Raw genomic sequence first — 16,779 nt, 5'->3', positions numbered from 1 at the left:
GAGCAAGCTCGCTCCCACAGGTTTTGTGTGCAGAACCTCATTGCTTGACGCGAACGTCAACCTGCCTTTAGCTTAACGCCAGCCCCTTTCGTTTCGAGCGCTTCCATGAGCAGCCAGACCTACAGCATCTCCGACCTCGCCCGCGAATTGGATATCACCACCCGGGCCATCCGTTTCTATGAAGAACAAGGCCTGTTGAGCCCGGAGCGACGGGGCCAGGAGCGCATTTATTCGCCGCGGGACAAGGTCAGCCTGAAGCTGATCCTGCGCGGCAAGCGCATTGGCTTTTCCCTGGCCGAGTGCCGCGAGTTGATCGAACTCTACGACCCCTCCAGCGGCAATCAGAAACAGTTGCACAGCATGCTGGCGAAAATCGCCGAGCGCCGGGAACAGCTCGAACAGCAATTGCTGGACATCGAACAGATGAAGCTGGAACTCGACACCGCCGAAGAACGCTGTATCCAGGCGTTGGAGCAGACGATCGAGGGCGAGGAAATCGTCCAGTAACACAACCTGCCCCTGTGGGAGCGAGCCTGCTCGCGATAGCGATACAACGGACAACATCGATGTTGACTGACATACCGCTATCGCGAGCAGGCTCGCTCCCACAAGGGATACATCATCGGTCTCGACATCATTGGCAACTCATTACAGGTCAATCCCCATGTCCCTCCCCTCCTTTGTACGCTTGATCGAAGTCGGCCCCCGCGACGGACTGCAGAACGAAGCACAACCCATCAGCGTCGCCGACAAGGTGCGCCTGGTGGATGCCCTGAGCGCCGCCGGCCTGGGCTATATAGAGGTCGGCAGTTTCGTCTCGCCCAAGTGGGTGCCGCAAATGGCCGGGTCCGCCGAGGTGTTCGCGCAGATCCAGCGCAAGCCCGGTGTGACCTATGGCGCCCTGGCGCCGAACCTGCGGGGGTTTGAAGATGCGCTGGCGGCGGGCGTGAAAGAGGTGGCGGTGTTCGCCGCCGCGTCCGAAGCGTTTTCCCAGCGCAACATCAACTGCTCCATCAAGGACAGCCTGGAGCGCTTCGCGCCGATCATGGCGGCCGCAAAACAGCACGGTGTCAGTGTGCGCGGCTACGTGTCCTGCGTGCTGGGTTGCCCCTATGAAGGGGCGGTCAAGCCTGAACAGGTGGCGTGGGTCGCCCGGGAGCTGTATGCGATGGGCTGCTATGAGGTCTCCCTGGGCGACACCATCGGCACAGGTACCGCTGGCGCCACACGCAGGCTATTCGAAGTGGTAGGCGCCGAAGTGCCCCGGGACAAACTCGCTGGACACTTCCACGATACCTACGGCCAGGCCATGGCCAATGTCTACGCCAGCCTGCTGGAAGGCATCGCGGTGTTCGACAGCTCCATCGCCGGCCTTGGCGGTTGCCCGTACGCCAAGGGCGCCAGCGGTAACGTCGCCACCGAAGACGTGCTGTACCTGCTCGATGGGTTGGGTATCGAAACCGGTGTCGACCTGGACGCACTGATCGCCGCGGGCCGGCAGATTTGTAATGTGCTCGGCCGCCCGACGGGTTCGCGCGTGGCCAAGGCCCGCAACGCACACTGAGGTGTTACCGCCGGCTTTGTAACAGGGGCGAAACGAGTAACACGGAAACAATTTGTCAGGTTTTGTCGGTCAGACTTTTCAGGCGAAAACCACAAGCATTTGATTTATATAGACTTTTAAAAGTTGGCACGCCACCTGCTATATCTCTTGCATAACAAGAATAAAAAAACGCAGCAAACCCAATAAAAACAAGACGAAACGACTCTGACATAACAAAAACAACACGGCAGAGACGCAGCTAACAGATTTTTTTGGAGAAGATGTGCTTTTCAGGGTGCTTCCAGGAGCAACCCGCAACCGGGCAGAGAACAATAAAACTACCTTCAGGTAGCTCCCGAATCGGTTGGATCGCCAGGCGAAAAAGCAGATCAGCGCTCAAAAAAATACGTTTGCTCTTGATCCCGGATGGGGATCGCCAAAAACAGCGGTAAAGGGCCACGGCTACCAAAAACAACAACAGGCCGCCCCTCAATAATAAAAAAGAGCACGCGACGACAAAATTAAAGGGGAGCTTCGGCTCCCCTTTGTGCTTTCCGGATCCCCCTATTTCCCCGTGGGAGCGAGCCTGCTCGCGATAGCGGAGTGTCAGACAACTCGGTTGCCGACGGATGTACCGCCATCGCGAGCAGGCTCGCTCCCACAAGTGTTGCCCCTAGTTTTGCTTACCGCGCAGCTCTTCGATACTGATCTCGCGCATACGGAATTTCTGGATCTTGCCGGTGACTGTCATGGGGAATTCTTCGACGAATTTGAAATGACGCGGCGTCTTGAAGTGGGCGATGCGCTCCTTGCACCAGCCTTGCAGCTCTTGCTCAGTGGCGCTGTGGCCAGGATGAAACTTGATCCACGCCACGACTTCTTCGCCATAGCGTGGACACGGGATGCCGATCACTTGCACGTCCGCCACCGCCGGGTGGGTGAAGAAGAACTCCTCCAGCTCACGGGGGTAAATATTCTCCCCACCACGGATGATCATGTCCTTGTTGCGCCCGACGATGCAGACGTAGCCCTGCTCATCCATGGTCGCCAAGTCGCCGGTGTGCATCCAGCCATCCGGGTCGATGGCATCGGCGGTGCCCTTGGGGTTGTTCCAGTAGCCGAGCATCACGCTGTAGCCACGGGTACACAATTCACCGACAGCGCCACGCGGGACGAGATTGCCCGCCTCATCGATAATCTTGCTTTCCAGCTGCGGCTGGGTGCGGCCGACGGTGGTTACACGCAACTCCAGTTCGTCTGAAGGACCGGTCTGCAACGACACCGGGCTGGTTTCCGTCATGCCGTAGGCAATCTGCACTTCGGCCATGTGCATTTCGTTGATGACCCGTCGCATCACTTCGATGGGACAGGTGGCCCCGGCCATGATGCCCGTGCGCAGGCTGGACAGGTCGTAGTCGCCTCGCTGCGGCTGGTCCAGCAGGGCGATGAACATCGTGGGCACGCCATACAACGCAGTGGCTTTTTCTTCGGCCACGGCCTTGAGCGTCAGCAACGGGTCGAAGGCATCGTTGGGGTAGATCATGGTGCTGCCATGGGTCATGCAGCCCAGGTTACCCATGACCATGCCGAAGCAATGGTAGAGCGGCACCGGGATCACCAGGCGGTCGCCAGCCGTCAGGCCCAGGCTTTCACCAACCATATACCCGTTGTTGAGAATGTTGTGATGGCTGAGGGTTGCGCCTTTGGGAAAGCCCGTGGTGCCGGAGGTGTACTGGATATTCACCGGCTGATCGAAGTGCAGGCTGGATTGACGCTCGGCCAGTTGTCCAGGCGTTACCGCCGCGCCCAGGGCGGCCAATTGCGACCAGGGCAGGAAGCCTGAGGGTGGCTGGGGATCGAGGCTGATCACGCCGCGCAACTCCGGCAGGCGCTCACTCTGCATCTGGCCGATCGGTTGCTCCGCCAGCTCCGGTGCCAACGCTTGCAGCATGGCGTGATAATCCGAGGCCTTGAACGCGCCGGCGCACACCAGCCATTGGCATCCTGATTGTTTGAGCACGTACTCGAGTTCGGAAACGCGATAAGCCGGATTGATGTTGACCAGAATCACGCCGAGCTTCGCACTGGCGAACTGGCTGATACACCACTGGGCGCAATTGGGCGCCCACACACCGAGGCGATCGCCGGTTTTCAAGCCTAGCGCCAACAAGGCTCGGGCATGCAGATCGACGGCCTCGGCCAGTTGTTGCCAGGTATAGCGAAGCGATTGATGGCGAACCACCAACGCCTCGCCCTCCGGATAACGGGCCACCGTCTGGTCGAAAACCTCGCCGATGGTTTGGGCCAGCAAGGCCTTGGCCGCGGAACCACGGGTGTAGCTGAGCTGCGAACGCGAACCGGGTTGATCCATAACGCCCCCTCTTGTCTTTATTAGTGGGTGTAGCGGTAACCTGATGCAACAACATGCCTTTCTGGGCACTTACTCTGGACCAAGTTGACGTTAACGTAAAGGTCGATTGACAGTCTGTCGCCACACGCTTACGTTAACGTAAAGGTGAGAGCCACTCCTCGCTCTCCGCACCCGATAAAAAAGCCAAAGGTGTCCCATGAGCTACCCTTCCCTGAACTTTGCCCTCGGCGAAACCATCGACATGTTGCGCGACCAGGTGCAGGCCTTCGTCAAGGCCGAGCTGGCCCCCCGGGCAGCGCAGATCGATATCGACAACCTGTTTCCCGCCGACATGTGGCGCAAGTTCGGTGACATGGGCCTGCTGGGCATCACCGTACCGGAAGAATACGGCGGCGCTGGCCTGGGCTATCTGGCCCACGTGGTGGCGATGGAGGAAATCAGCCGCGGCTCGGCCTCGGTCGCCCTCTCCTACGGCGCCCACTCCAACCTCTGCGTGAACCAGATCAACCGCAACGGCAATCACGAACAGAAAACCAAGTACCTGCCCAGGTTGATCAGCGGCGAACACGTCGGCGCCTTGGCGATGAGCGAACCGAACGCCGGCTCCGACGTGGTTTCGATGAAACTGCGAGCCGACAAGCGTGGCGACCGTTACGTGCTCAACGGCAGCAAGACCTGGATCACCAACGGTCCCGATGCCAACACCTATGTGATCTATGCCAAGACCGACCTGGAAAAGGGGCCTCACGGCATCACCGCCTTCATCGTCGAGCGCGACTGGAAAGGCTTCAGCCGCAGCAATAAATTCGACAAGCTCGGCATGCGCGGTTCCAACACGTGCGAGCTGTTTTTCGATGACGTCGAGGTGCCGGAAGAAAACATCCTCGGCGCGCTCAACGGTGGCGTGAAAGTCCTGATGAGCGGCCTCGACTACGAGCGCGTGGTGCTGTCCGGCGGCCCGACCGGGATCATGCAGGCCTGCATGGACCTGATCGTGCCCTACATCCATGACCGCAAACAGTTCGGCCAGAGCATCGGCGAATTCCAGCTGATCCAGGGCAAGGTCGCGGACATGTACACCCAGCTCAACGCCAGCCGCGCCTACCTGTATGCGGTGGCCCAGGCTTGCGAGCGCGGTGAAACCACCCGCAAGGACGCCGCCGGGGTGATCCTCTACAGCGCCGAACGCGCCACGCAAATGGCCCTCGACGCCATCCAGATCCTGGGGGGCAATGGCTACATCAATGAATTCCCCGCTGGTCGTCTGCTGCGTGACGCCAAGCTGTACGAAATCGGTGCTGGCACCAGTGAGATTCGTCGGATGTTGATCGGCCGCGAACTGTTCAACGAAACCCGCTAACGGAGCTGACCATGGCCACGCTGCACACTCAGCTCAACCCGCGTTCGCCGGAGTTCATCGCCAACCGCGAGGCGATGCTCGGGCACGTCGAGGCCCTGCGCGCCCTGCTCGCGCAAATCCGCCAGGGCGGCGGCCTCAAGGCCCAGGAGCGGCACACCTCACGGGGCAAGTTGCTCCCCCGTGAACGCATCAACCGGCTGCTGGACCCGGGCTCGCCGTTTCTGGAAATCAGCCCATTGGCGGCCCACGAAGTCTATGGCGAAGACGTGCCGGCGGCCGGCGTGATTGCCGGCATCGGCCGCGTGGAAGGCGTCGAATGCATGATTGTCGCCAACGACGCGACGGTCAAAGGTGGCTCCTACTACCCATTGACGGTGAAAAAACACCTGCGCGCCCAGACCATCGCCCAGCAGAATCGCTTGCCGTGCATTTACCTGGTGGATTCCGGCGGCGCCAACCTGCCGCGCCAGGATGAAGTGTTCCCGGACCGCGAGCACTTCGGCAGGATCTTCTTCAACCAGGCCAACATGAGCGCCCAGGGCATCCCGCAGATCGCCGTGGTGATGGGTTCCTGCACCGCCGGTGGCGCCTATGTACCGGCCATGGCGGACGAGGCGATCATGGTCCGCCAGCAGGCGACGATTTTCCTCGCCGGCCCACCCTTGGTGAAGGCCGCCACCGGCGAGGTGGTCAGTGCCGAAGACCTGGGCGGTGCCGATGTGCACTGCAAGATCTCCGGCGTGGCGGATCACTACGCCGACAGCGACGAACATGCCCTGGCCCTGGCCCGCCGCAGCGTGGCCAACCTCAACTGGCGCAAACTCGGTGAGCTGCAGCATCGCCAGCCCATCGCCCCGCTGTATTCGAGTGACGAGCTGTACGGTGTGGTGTCGGCCGACGCCAAGCAGCCGTTCGATGTGCGGGAGGTGATCGCGCGCCTGGTGGACGGTTCGGTGTTCGATGAGTTCAAGGCGCTGTTCGGCACGACCCTGGTGTGTGGTTTCGCTCATTTGCATGGCTACCCGGTCGCGATCCTGGCCAACAATGGCATTCTCTTCGCCGAGGCCGCGCAGAAAGGCGCGCACTTCATCGAGCTGGCCTGCCAACGCGGCATCCCGCTGCTGTTCCTGCAGAACATCACCGGCTTCATGGTCGGGCAGAAATACGAAGCCGGCGGTATCGCCAAGCACGGCGCCAAACTGGTCACCGCCGTGGCTTGCGCGCGAGTGCCGAAATTCACGGTCATCATCGGTGGCAGTTTTGGTGCGGGCAACTACGGCATGTGCGGCCGCGCCTATGACCCACGATTCCTGTGGATGTGGCCAAACGCGCGGATCGGCGTGATGGGTGCGGAGCAGGCGGCCGGCGTACTCGTGCAGGTCAAGCGTGAACAGGCCGAACGCAGTGGCCACCCCTTCAGTGCCGAGCAGGAAGCCGAGATCAAGCAACCGATCCTCGATCAGTACGAAGAACAGGGGCACCCCTATTACTCCAGCGCACGGCTGTGGGACGACGGCGTCATCGACCCGGCCCAGACCCGCGATGTACTGGGCCTGGCCTTGTCCGCGTCACTGAACGCGCCTATCGAACCGAGCCGCTTCGGCGTGTTCCGGATGTAAACGAGGAATGCCCATGGACAATTTCAACACCCTCGAACTGCACACCGACCTACGGGGCGTTGCCACCCTGTGGCTCAGCCGCGAGTCGAAAAACAACGCGTTCAACGCCGAAATGATCCGCGAACTGATCCTCGCCCTGGACCACGTCAGCAGCGATCCTAACCTGCGCTTCCTGCTGATCCGCGGTCGTGGCAAGCATTTCAGCGCCGGCGCCGACCTGGCCTGGATGCAGCAATCGGCCGAGCTCGACTACCACACCAACCTCGATGACGCCCGGGAACTGGCAGAGCTGATGTACAACCTCGCCAAACTGAAAATTCCTACGCTGGCCGTCGTTCAGGGTGCGGCGTTTGGCGGCGCGCTGGGGCTTATCAGTGCTTGCGACATGGCCATTGGCGCCGATGAAGCACAGTTCTGCCTGTCGGAAGTGCGCATTGGCCTGGCGCCGGCGGTGATCAGCCCGTTCGTGGTGCAAGCCATCGGCGAGCGGGCGGCGCGTCGTTATGCCCTGACGGCTGAACGCTTCGACGGGCAACGTGCGAAAGAGATCGGTTTGCTGTCGGAAAGTTACCCGGCCGAGACCCTGGACCAGCGGGTCGAACAGTGGATCGACAACCTGTTGCTCAACAGTCCGGCCGCCATGCGCGCCAGCAAGGAACTGCTGCGTGAAGTCGGCAACGGCGCCCTTACCCCGGCGCTGCGGCGCTACACCGAAAACGCCATCGCCCGCATCCGTGTCAGCCCGGAGGGCCAGGAAGGCCTGCGCGCCTTCCTGCAAAAACGTGCGCCGAACTGGCAAGCCGAGTCGAATAATCACAAGGAGCCGCGTCGATGAGCGCCCCTGCCCTCACCACGTTGCTGGTGGCCAACCGTGGCGAAATCGCCTGCCGCGTCATGCGCACCGCCAAGGCCATGGGCCTGACCACCGTTGCCGTACACAGCGCCACCGACCGTGATGCCCGCCACAGCCGTGAAGCCGACATTCGCGTCGACCTGGGCGGCAGCAAGGCCGCCGACAGTTACTTGCAAATCGACAAACTGATCGCCGCAGCGAAAGCCAGCGGCGCCCAAGCCATCCACCCCGGTTATGGCTTTCTGTCCGAGAACGCCGGGTTCGCCCGGGCGATTGAAAACGCCGGGCTGATCTTCCTCGGTCCGCCGGCTTCGGCCATCGACGCCATGGGCAGCAAATCGGCGGCCAAGACGCTGATGGAAACCGCCGGCGTGCCCCTGGTGCCCGGTTATCACGGCGAAGCCCAGGACCTGGAGACCTTTCGCGATGCCGCCGAGCGCATCGGCTACCCGGTGTTGCTCAAGGCCACCGCCGGCGGTGGCGGCAAAGGCATGAAAGTCGTCGAGGATGTCAGCCAACTGGCCGAAGCCCTGGCCTCGGCCCAGCGCGAAGCACAGTCCTCGTTCGGCGACTCACGGATGCTGGTGGAAAAATACCTGCTCAAGCCGCGCCATGTGGAGATCCAGGTCTTTGCCGATCAACACGGCAACTGCCTGTACCTCAACGAGCGCGATTGCTCGATCCAACGCCGCCACCAGAAAGTCGTGGAAGAAGCCCCCGCCCCCGGCCTGACCCCGCAACTGCGCCGGGCGATGGGGGAAGCCGCCGTGCGCGCGGCCCAGGCGATCGGTTATGTCGGGGCCGGTACGGTGGAGTTCCTGCTGAATGCCCGGGGCGAGTTTTTCTTCATGGAAATGAACACCCGGTTGCAGGTCGAGCATCCGGTCACCGAGGCGATCACCGGGCTCGACCTGGTGGCCTGGCAGATCCGCGTCGCCCAAGGCGAGCCATTGCCCATCACTCAAGCGCAAGTGCCGCTGCTCGGTCACGCCATCGAAGTGCGGCTGTATGCCGAAGACCCGGCCAACGATTTCCTGCCGGCCACCGGGCGGCTGGCGTTGTATCGCGAGTCGGCCGACGGGCCGGGGCGGCGGGTCGACAGCGGGGTTGAAGAAGGCGATGAAATCTCGCCGTTCTACGACCCGATGCTCGGCAAGCTGATTGCCTGGGGTGAAGACCGTGAGCAGGCGCGTTTGCGGCTGTTGAGCATGCTCGATGAATTTGTCATTGGCGGGCTGAAAACCAATATCGGGTTTCTGCGCCGAATCGTCGCCCATCCCGCTTTCGCGGCGGCAGAGCTGGACACCGGATTTATCCCACGTTACCAGGCGCAATTACTGCCAGAGCCCGGCGAATTGGATGACGCGTTCTGGTTCGCCGCCGCCCAAGGGGTCGCCTTGAGCCTGTCACCGCACGTACGCGGCGATGACGCCGGCTCACCGTGGGCCAGCCCCACCGGGATGCGCCTGGGGTTGCCGAGGGAAACCACCCTGCACCTGAGCTGTGAAGGTCAGGATCGTGCGCTGACGCTGGACGTCACAGCCCATTGCGCGGAACTCGAGGGTGAGCGACTGACGATCGAGCACCACGGTGTACGCCGCCGCCATCGGGCCATTCGCCAGGTCGACAGCCTGTACCTGCAATGGGAAGGTGACTTGCATCGGATCGACCTGTACGACCCGCTGGCCGCCGCCGAAGCCAGCCACAGCCATCAAGGCGGCCTGGCCGCGCCCATGAACGGCAGCATCGTGCGGGTCTTGGTGGGTGTCGGCCAGACGGTGGAAGCCGGGGCTCAACTGGTGGTACTGGAGGCCATGAAAATGGAGCACAGCATTCGTGCGCCCAAGGCCGGCGTGATCAAGGCGCTGTATTGCCAGGAAGGCGAAATGGTCAGCGAGGGCAGTGCCCTGGTGGCGTTCGAAGAATAGGTATCGGCCCGCTCCCAGGGCCGATCCAGTCAGAACCTGATGGTGGCCTGCACCACCACACCGATGATGCGGCATTGCTCGGTGTACAGGTTTTTCGGGTAAGTCGGATTGAGCGGAACCAGGTAACGCTGCCCGCTCTCTTCGATCAGTTTGCGAAAGGTCGCGTCACTGCTACCGGGCAGGCAGGCGACCACCAGTTTGCCGGGCACCGCCTCGATGGCCGGATCCACCAGGATCGACATGCCCTCGGGAATGCTCAACCCACTGGGTGCGGTCATCGCATCGCCCACCACCACCAGCCAGAATGCATCGCCCCGGGCGTGGTAGTCCGTCAGTTCGTAGCGCGCCTGGCTGTAGGCGCCGGGATCGCCTTCGCGAACCTCGCCAACCTCGTGCCACTCACTGACCGGGTAACGGAAGTACGGATTGTACTTCTGCGCCAGGGCCATGCCTTCTTCGGTGGAGGTGTCCGGCTCGCGGATCACCATGGCCACTTCCAGAAACTCCAGCCCCAGTTCCCGCAGGACCCGGTTCATGTCGTCGACACTGGGCTGCCGGCGCTTGGTCAGCCAATGGCCGACGCCGCCCTGGGACATTCCCAACCGCTCTGCGAGCACCACTTGCGTGATGCGCAGCTCCTTCATCTTGGCCTTGACCAACTCTATCCATTTATCCATGTGCGGCACGATACGTGGGTGGCTCCGACCCGCAAAACACAAATTGTAGTATTTAAATTGTCGTCACAATTACGGTAAGTACTATTCTGGACTCAGGCGTTCAGTCCCTCACACGGAGATTTTCATCACCATGGAAACACCCAATACAGACCAGCCCAGCAGCCCTTTCGACGGCACGTTCCCTTCACTGCAGGATTGCCCGGCGGCCAAACGCGCCCTCGATTACTACTTGAAACCAGGTGTTTCGCCAGCCCAGGCAGAACATCGCTTTTTCGAGGTCAGCCACAGCGTCAGCGCGGAAGAAGCCCTGGTCCATGCGTGCGACCTGCTGCGCTGTGCAGCGGCGACCGCCCATGAGTCGGCCAACCAGTTGAATGGTTCGAGCCGTGACCTGGCATTCTCGGTGGTACACATGATCGATCTGGTCAAGGTGATGCTTGACCGATCCCTGGATGGCTACCCTACTCGCTAGCGGTAACCCTTGGGAATGTCGTCGCGAACGCGGACGACGAGAAAATTTTTTCCAATCGATGCGATAAAATCATTTGACTTGCAAATGATAATGATTATTATTGCATCAGCTGGTCGCGAGATCAGTCGATAGGCCAGAAGACCTTAGGTCGGACTTCTGGAATATCTCCTCATCAGGCTAATCACGGTTTTTGACCCGGCTTTTTGCCGGGTCTTTTTTTGCCGATTTTTCGGCTTATGTCTTCAGGCTAATGAAGTCTTTTGGGGTGCTGCCAATTCGTTGGCGGCGATGATAGCAAATGAATATCCGTTTACAAGCGTCACCCCACCACACGGCCGAAAACTATCGACATCCAGCACTTGAGAATCAATTGCAGACTCTCTAAGCTGGCCCAGCGTCCAGGGAGGACGCCCCCTCGTTTACGTGACGTAAATCGTCCCGGTTTCCCCTTTCTTGCGTGTAAAGTAACGGCCATGAAAATCCTTTCCAGGAATCGTGACCGTGGCTAAATCTTCCTTTGATATCAGCGCCAATTTCGACAGCGGCAACATCGAAGTCGTCGACATCAGCAACCCGTTGCAGTCGTTACTCAAGATCAGGCCCGACACCCGCAGCGCCCATTTCCAGTGGTTCCACTTCAAGGCCAGCGGCTTGCACGTCGGCCAGGAATATTCCTTCCGCCTGCTCAACGCCAGTCAATCGTCTTACAACAAGGCCTGGACGGGCTACCAGACCGTTGCCTCCTACGATCACGTCAATTGGTTCCGCATTCCGACCCAGTTTGAAGGCGACGCCCTGCGCTTTCATCTGGAAGCCGAACAACCCCATGCCTGGTTCGCCTACTTCGAACCCTACAGCCGTGGCCGCCATGACTGGCTGATCGAACAAGCGCAGCACAAGGCCGGCACCGAGCTATTGGCCGTTGGTAAAAGCGTGGAAGGCCGTGACATTCAATTGCTGCGCAAGGGCAGCGGTGCCGAAGGCCGGCGCAAAATCTGGATCATCGCCCAGCAGCACCCCGGCGAGCACATGGCCGAGTGGTTCATGGAAGGCGTGATCGAACGCCTCCAGCAGCATGACGATGGGCAACTGAACCGGTTGCTCGCCAAGGCCGACCTGTACCTGGTGCCGAACATGAACCCGGACGGCGCGTTCCACGGTCATCTGCGCACCAACGCCATGGGGCAGGACCTCAACCGCGCCTGGCAGAACGCCAGTCCGGAAATCAGCCCCGAAGTCTTTTTCGTACAGCAACAAATGGAAAAGTACGGCGTCGATCTGTTCCTCGACGCTCACGGCGATGAGGAAATTCCCCATGTCTTCACCGCCGGTTGCGAAGGCAACCCGGGCTACACGCCGCGCATCGCCGAACTCGAAGCGCGCTTTCGCAGCCATCTCAAGCACCAGACCAAAGACTTCCAGACCGCTCACGGCTACACCCGCGACGAACCGGGCCAGGCCAACATGACCCTGGCTTGTAACGCGGTCGGGCAGAAATATGACTGCCTGTCCCTGACCCTGGAAATGCCATTCAAGGACCATGACGACCACCCGAACCCGATCACCGGCTGGTCCGGCAAACGCTCGATGCAGCTTGGCAAGGATGTGTTGAGCACCATCGAGGCCATGGTTGACGAATTGCGCTGATCCAACGACCTGATCAACCCTATCCAAAGTGGACACGCTGGGTGGGAGCAAGCTTTGCCCCCACCCTCATCTAAGTCCCCTGAATCCCTGTGGGAGCGAGCCCGCTCGCGATAGCGGCGGGTCAGCTTGCAGAGATGTTGGCTGTGCTGCCGTCATCGCGAGCAAGCTCGCTCCCACAGTATTTTGAGTCGTTCACCCACTTCAGCCCTTGCCGCGCAACATACTGTCCAACACCTCATCCCGGCGCACCCACGCGTGAAACAGCGCCGCCGCCAGATGCACCAGCACAGTCAGGAACAACAAATAAGCCAGGTACCCGTGGGCCTTGCGCAGCAGTGCGAACGTCTGGGCGTGGGCGGGCAGGATCGAAGGCAGTTGCAACCAGTTACCGAGCATCACCGGATCCCCCGCCGCCGAAATCATACCCCAGCCCAACAGTGGTAAAACCAGCATCAAGGCGTACAACAGCACATGGGAGGCGTTTGCCGCCAACACTTGCCAGCCCGGCAGATCGGCCGGCAGCGGTGGTTGGCGGGTAGTAAAACGCACCACCAGGCGCACGATCACCAACAGCAAAATCGCGATGCCCAATGGTTTGTGCAACTGCAGCAGCCATTCATGACGTGCGGACACCGAAGCGACCATGCCGGCGCCGATAAACAGCATCGTGATGATCATCAATGCCATCAGCCAGTGCAGCAGCCGAGCCAGCGGTGCGAAGTGACGAGGGGCGCTCATGGGCGGGACTCCTGGGTGGCGGGCAATTGGCTCACTTCGCTGGTACGCCGCAGATAGGAGCTGGCATAAGCAGCGGAACGCGCGACCAACAGCGGATCGTCAGACCCTTCGATCCCGTGGGGCAGGATCAGCGGGTCATAATTGATGTCGCGGCATTCGCCGTTGTCCTGCGCCTGGGTGCGCTCCAGCACCAGCGTGCCGGCGTTGAGCACCTTGCGGTCAGCGGGCCAGACCTTGCTGGCGTCGTTCACCGGGTCCCCCGGGTTGGCCAAGGTGATGTTCAGTTGCCAGCGCAACGGCCCGGCGGCGAGACGCTTCGCCAAGTCTTGTTCGAGGAAGTCGGCGCCCTGGGGTGGCGTCGCATCGGCAGCGTCCTGGCTCAGCGGTACCACGCCCCAGCGCACGGCCTGGCGCTGCCCGGCGGGGTTGACCAGATAGAAGGCGTTGATGCCGTTGTAGGTTTCGGTGGCATAGCTGGCCGACGGCTTGGCGGTCTTGATCCATTGCAGGAACGGCGCGGCTTCGGGATGCGCGGCAAAAAACGCCGGTACGGCCGCGGGATTCGGTTTCCCTGTGGCAGGGTCCGGCGACTGGGCTTGCTGGAGTTGGTAGAAGGCTTCGGGAGTGCCCACCGGAAACACGGGCATGCTGTTCATGCCGGTGCGCCATTGCTGGCCGTTGGCCTGGGTGAAACGCAACGCCAGGCTGCGAATCGGCACACTGCCGTCCGGTGCATAAGGGTTGCCGCTGGGCAAGGCGAAACGCCCAACCACGGGCGTTTGCGGCAGCGAGAACACCTGGGCGCTGGAATAGGCGCTGGCCTCGCCCGAGCTTTGGAAATAACCCGCGACGCAGACCCCTTTCGAGTGGTTGCGTCGAAAGCCCGGGTGAACGCCGTTGTTTTTTTCCAAGACATTGACCAGTGCATCAGGTGTCAGACGCTGTGGGTCAAGGCTGCCATTGACGTAGGCAAACAGCCCGGCCAGCGCCGCAACAATCACGGCAATGCCGCTCAGGCGCAGTGTCAGGGCGGCGCCACTCAAGGGCGGCCGGCTCGCCGAGGGTGAAGGATCAACCATGAGAAAGCTCCAGGGCTCGAGGCCATTTGTTGGAAAGGATCCGTCAGACGAAGGCCTGGCAGGTTTATTCCCACGCCTCGTATTTATTTTTCCTGCACTGGAATAATCTCGTTCGCGGATCGTCTTTCCAGTCCCGGCGCAGTGACTGCCTACAGAAACCACCTTCCATGAATGCACTCGACGAACAGTTGCGCGAACTCATCCCCAGGCTACGGCGCTTTGCCGTGTCGCTGACGCGCAACCCGAGCAACGCCGACGACTTGGTGCAGATGTGCCTGGAGCGGGCGTTGTCCAAATGGCACGACAAGCGCCCGGACGGCGATCTGCGGGCCTGGCTGTTTTCGATCCTGTATCGGCAGTTTCTCGATGGCCATCGCCGCTCCCGCCGGTACGCGCGCATGCTGGAGTTTTTCACCGGCCGCGACGATGCCCACCCTTCGGCCGAGCGTAGCGTGATCGCACAGTCGTCTTTGCAGGCCTTCGATCAGCTCACGACGGAGCAGCGTGCACTGTTGTTGTGGGTGTCGGTGGAAGGCTTGAGCTACCAGCAAGTCGCCGACATCCTCGGCGTGCCGACCGGCACGGTGATGTCCCGCCTGTCCCGCGCCCGCCAGGCCCTGCGCCAACTCAGCGATGGCGAAATCACCCGCCCCACCCTGCGGATACTCAAATGATCAGCATCCCCCCCAGCGACAGCGACCTGCACGCCTACGTCGATCGCCAACTGAGCGAGGCCGACCGGCGCCTGGTGGAGACCTACCTGGTCAACCAACCCGAAGTCGCCGCCCACGTCCGGGCCTGGCAACAGGACGCGCAGCACCTGCGCACGGCCCTGAGCGGAACCTTGCAACAACCGCCCAACCCGGACCTCGACCCGGCCATGATTCGCCAGCGCCTGAAACACCGCGCCCATCGCCACCTGGCCAGCGCCGCGGTGTTGCTGCTGGCTGTCAGCGTGGGTGGCTTCGGTGGCTGGCAGGCGCGGCAAATGACCCTGCTCAGTGCCGCAGCGCCCATGGCCGATGCCCTCCAGGCGTACCGGTTGATTGCCCAGCAGGGCATCCTTCCAGCCGATTACCAGACCGGCGACGAGCAGCACATGCAAGATTGGCTCGACCGCTACTTCACCCAGGCCGACCGGCTGCCCGACCTGTCCAGCGCCGGTTTCAAACCGGTCAGCGGGCGTTTGCTCAGCACCGAGCAAGGCGCGGCGGCGATGGTGGTCTATCAGGACTCCAGCGGTCAGAAAATCAGCTTCTACGTGCGCCCGCCCGGCCCGAAAAACTTCCTGCTGCCCCGGGGCAGTCGCCGCGACGGCGAGTTGCAAGCCGAATACTGGTCCGGGCCGGGCTACAACTATGCGATGGTCATACCGAGTGACACGCCGACGATGCAAAGACTTAAGCAGACATTGGACTTCTGATCCGCGCAGATCCCTGTGGGAGCGAGCTTGCTCGTGATAGCGGTGTGTCAGTCAACATCATTGCTAACTGAACGGCCGCCATCGCGAGCAAGCTCGCTCCCACAAAGGGATCCGCGGTGATCTTGAGGCAGTGTTCAGCCCTGCCCAAACACCTGCGAAGGCCTGCGCAGCAGCGGGTCGAACGGGTTGATTCGCGGCCCGATCAGGGCCGCCTCGCGCTTGAGCATGTCCACCACCGTCGGCAGGCGATCGGGCCCCAGCCGGTCACTCACGGTTGCCACGCTCAAGGCGGCCACGGCCCGGCCATCACGGTCCAGGATCGGCACGGCCACCCCGGCCATGCCTTGCAATACGCCGGTGTTGCGCCCGGCGTAGCCCAGCGCGCGCACGTTCTCCACTTCCGAACGCAGGAAGACTTCGTCGTACAGATGGAAATCCTTGAGCCGTGGCAGGTTGTATTGAATCACCGTGTCGCGCTCCTCTTGCGGCAGGAACGCCAGGATCGCCAGGCTGCCCTGCCCCACGCCCAACGCCACGCGGCCACCAATGTCACCGGTGAACGTGCGGATCGGAAACGGCCCCTCGCTGCGGTCCAGGCAGATGGCATCGAAGCCACTGCGGGCGAGCAGAAACAGCGAGTCCCCCAAGGACGCCGACAACCGCAGCATGGCCGGGCGCACCAGGTCGCGCAGGTTGCCGGTATTGCCGGCGCGGGCCGCCAGGGCGAAGAACTCCAGGCTCAGCCGATAGCGTTTGCTGCGGGCATCCTGCTCGACCATGCCCTCTTCCATCAGGCTGCGCAGCAAGCGATGCGTGGTGGGCTGGGACAGGCCGATGCGCTGGGCCAATTGCGTCACTCGCTCGCCGCCTTCGGCGGTGTCACCCAAGCTGCGCAACACGGCAAACAGCCTGGAGACCGCTCCGACACCGACTTCGTTCTTCTCGTTATTCCGATCAGTGGAATCAACCATGCAATTTCTCACTACTAAATTTATTCACTGAATAAAACTAAAAATAGTCTTCACCTCAGTGAAATAGTCCATTGAGCCCATCCTATTCTTCGTCCTAC

At 61.5% G+C, this 16,779-nt stretch carries 15 protein-coding genes; 10 read left to right on the top strand and 5 right to left on the bottom strand.

The window, feature by feature from the left end:
- The first annotated feature begins 105 nt into the window (after window positions 1-105).
- Window positions 106-507, top strand: a complete 402-nt coding sequence (locus BLQ55_RS21240; protein WP_072405324.1) for a MerR family transcriptional regulator — start codon at window positions 106-108, stop codon at window positions 505-507.
- 157 nt (window positions 508-664) lie between these two features.
- Entirely contained in the window at window positions 665-1,564 is a 900-nt protein-coding gene (locus BLQ55_RS21235; protein WP_092256746.1) for a hydroxymethylglutaryl-CoA lyase, read from the top strand.
- A gap of 652 nt (window positions 1,565-2,216) precedes the next feature.
- Here the strand turns inward: BLQ55_RS21235 and BLQ55_RS21230 are convergent.
- The gene (locus BLQ55_RS21230) at window positions 2,217-3,914 is read right to left on the bottom strand and encodes an AMP-binding protein (protein ID WP_092256743.1); all 1,698 of its coding nucleotides are present in this window, start codon (window positions 3,912-3,914) and stop codon (window positions 2,217-2,219) included.
- A 196-nt stretch (window positions 3,915-4,110) separates the two neighbouring features.
- On the opposite strand from BLQ55_RS21230, the gene BLQ55_RS21225 reads away from it, so the two are divergent.
- From BLQ55_RS21225 to BLQ55_RS21210, 4 genes are read left to right on the top strand one after another with little or no spacing between them, the layout of a single operon-like run.
- The gene (locus BLQ55_RS21225) at window positions 4,111-5,274 is read left to right on the top strand and encodes an isovaleryl-CoA dehydrogenase (RefSeq protein WP_092197146.1); all 1,164 of its coding nucleotides are present in this window, start codon (window positions 4,111-4,113) and stop codon (window positions 5,272-5,274) included.
- An 11-nt stretch (window positions 5,275-5,285) separates the two neighbouring features.
- Window positions 5,286-6,893 carry a carboxyl transferase domain-containing protein gene (locus BLQ55_RS21220; RefSeq protein WP_092256740.1) on the top strand — a complete coding sequence of 536 codons (1,608 nt, stop codon included), beginning with the start codon at window positions 5,286-5,288 and terminating at the stop codon, window positions 6,891-6,893.
- Window positions 6,894-6,906: 13 nt separating this feature from the next.
- Window positions 6,907-7,728 (top strand): gamma-carboxygeranoyl-CoA hydratase, encoded by an 822-nt coding sequence (locus BLQ55_RS21215; protein ID WP_092197152.1) that lies wholly within the window; start codon window positions 6,907-6,909, stop codon window positions 7,726-7,728.
- Window positions 7,725-9,674 (top strand): acetyl/propionyl/methylcrotonyl-CoA carboxylase subunit alpha, encoded by a 1,950-nt coding sequence (locus tag BLQ55_RS21210; protein ID WP_092256737.1) that lies wholly within the window; start codon window positions 7,725-7,727, stop codon window positions 9,672-9,674. Before BLQ55_RS21215 ends, BLQ55_RS21210 begins: the two co-directional genes overlap by 4 nt.
- Before the next feature lie 29 nt (window positions 9,675-9,703).
- Here the strand turns inward: BLQ55_RS21210 and BLQ55_RS21205 are convergent, their stop codons facing one another.
- Window positions 9,704-10,351: a LexA family protein gene (locus BLQ55_RS21205; RefSeq protein ID WP_092256734.1), complete on the bottom strand. Its 648-nt coding sequence runs from the start codon at window positions 10,349-10,351 to the stop codon at window positions 9,704-9,706.
- 130 nt (window positions 10,352-10,481) lie between these two features.
- Between BLQ55_RS21205 and BLQ55_RS21200 the strand changes: the two genes are divergently transcribed.
- Window positions 10,482-10,823, top strand: a complete 342-nt coding sequence (locus BLQ55_RS21200; protein ID WP_092256731.1) for a DUF6124 family protein — start codon at window positions 10,482-10,484, stop codon at window positions 10,821-10,823.
- 495 nt (window positions 10,824-11,318) lie between these two features.
- On the top strand, window positions 11,319-12,470 hold the full coding sequence (locus BLQ55_RS21195) for a M14 family metallopeptidase (RefSeq protein ID WP_092256728.1): 1,152 nt from the start codon (window positions 11,319-11,321) through the stop codon (window positions 12,468-12,470).
- Between the two features lie 201 nt (window positions 12,471-12,671).
- On the opposite strand, the gene BLQ55_RS21190 is transcribed toward BLQ55_RS21195, so the two are convergent.
- A complete protein-coding gene (locus BLQ55_RS21190) occupies window positions 12,672-13,208 on the bottom strand; it encodes a cytochrome b (protein ID WP_092256724.1) in 537 nt (178 codons plus the stop codon).
- Window positions 13,205-14,287 carry a catalase family peroxidase gene (locus tag BLQ55_RS21185; protein WP_092256721.1) on the bottom strand — a complete coding sequence of 361 codons (1,083 nt, stop codon included), beginning with the start codon at window positions 14,285-14,287 and terminating at the stop codon, window positions 13,205-13,207. The genes BLQ55_RS21190 and BLQ55_RS21185 overlap by 4 nt, the downstream gene beginning before the upstream one ends.
- Before the next feature lie 167 nt (window positions 14,288-14,454).
- Here BLQ55_RS21185 and BLQ55_RS21180 point away from each other — a divergent pair, with 167 nt between their 5' ends.
- Both BLQ55_RS21180 and BLQ55_RS21175 read left to right on the top strand, forming a co-directional pair.
- Window positions 14,455-14,961 (top strand): sigma-70 family RNA polymerase sigma factor, encoded by a 507-nt coding sequence (locus BLQ55_RS21180; RefSeq protein WP_092197171.1) that lies wholly within the window; start codon window positions 14,455-14,457, stop codon window positions 14,959-14,961.
- Complete coding sequence (locus tag BLQ55_RS21175; RefSeq protein WP_092256718.1) at window positions 14,958-15,710, top strand: anti-sigma factor family protein; 753 nt, start codon at window positions 14,958-14,960, stop codon at window positions 15,708-15,710. The genes BLQ55_RS21180 and BLQ55_RS21175 overlap by 4 nt, the downstream gene beginning before the upstream one ends.
- Before the next feature lie 134 nt (window positions 15,711-15,844).
- On the opposite strand, the gene BLQ55_RS21170 is transcribed toward BLQ55_RS21175, so the two are convergent.
- Complete coding sequence (locus BLQ55_RS21170; protein WP_092256715.1) at window positions 15,845-16,681, bottom strand: IclR family transcriptional regulator; 837 nt, start codon at window positions 16,679-16,681, stop codon at window positions 15,845-15,847.
- Window positions 16,682-16,779: the final 98 nt, after the last annotated feature.

The organism is Pseudomonas sp. NFACC13-1 (genome assembly GCF_900104425.1).
GTDB classification, from domain to species: domain Bacteria; phylum Pseudomonadota; class Gammaproteobacteria; order Pseudomonadales; family Pseudomonadaceae; genus Aquipseudomonas; species Aquipseudomonas fluorescens_AA.
This window is presented reverse-complemented; position numbering and strand designations above follow the sequence as displayed.

Bases quoted from the DNA above. Each gene is read 5' to 3' on its own strand.
- BLQ55_RS21200 (WP_092256731.1), top strand. From the start codon at position 10,482: ATGGAAACACCCAATACAGACCAGCCCAGCAGCCCTTTCGACGGCACG.
- BLQ55_RS21210 (WP_092256737.1), top strand. From the start codon at position 7,725: ATGAGCGCCCCTGCCCTCACCACGTTGCTGGTGGCCAACCGTGGCGAA.
- BLQ55_RS21220 (WP_092256740.1), top strand. From the start codon at position 5,286: ATGGCCACGCTGCACACTCAGCTCAACCCGCGTTCGCCGGAGTTCATC.
- BLQ55_RS21230 (WP_092256743.1), bottom strand. From the start codon at position 3,914: ATGGATCAACCCGGTTCGCGTTCGCAGCTCAGCTACACCCGTGGTTCC.
- BLQ55_RS21170 (WP_092256715.1), bottom strand. From the start codon at position 16,681: ATGGTTGATTCCACTGATCGGAATAACGAGAAGAACGAAGTCGGTGTC.
- BLQ55_RS21215 (WP_092197152.1), top strand. From the start codon at position 6,907: ATGGACAATTTCAACACCCTCGAACTGCACACCGACCTACGGGGCGTT.
- BLQ55_RS21190 (WP_092256724.1), bottom strand. From the start codon at position 13,208: ATGAGCGCCCCTCGTCACTTCGCACCGCTGGCTCGGCTGCTGCACTGG.
- BLQ55_RS21205 (WP_092256734.1), bottom strand. From the start codon at position 10,351: ATGGATAAATGGATAGAGTTGGTCAAGGCCAAGATGAAGGAGCTGCGC.
- BLQ55_RS21185 (WP_092256721.1), bottom strand. From the start codon at position 14,287: ATGGTTGATCCTTCACCCTCGGCGAGCCGGCCGCCCTTGAGTGGCGCC.
- BLQ55_RS21240 (WP_072405324.1), top strand. From the start codon at position 106: ATGAGCAGCCAGACCTACAGCATCTCCGACCTCGCCCGCGAATTGGAT.
- BLQ55_RS21235 (WP_092256746.1), top strand. From the start codon at position 665: ATGTCCCTCCCCTCCTTTGTACGCTTGATCGAAGTCGGCCCCCGCGAC.
- BLQ55_RS21225 (WP_092197146.1), top strand. From the start codon at position 4,111: ATGAGCTACCCTTCCCTGAACTTTGCCCTCGGCGAAACCATCGACATG.
- BLQ55_RS21175 (WP_092256718.1), top strand. From the start codon at position 14,958: ATGATCAGCATCCCCCCCAGCGACAGCGACCTGCACGCCTACGTCGAT.
- BLQ55_RS21180 (WP_092197171.1), top strand. From the start codon at position 14,455: ATGAATGCACTCGACGAACAGTTGCGCGAACTCATCCCCAGGCTACGG.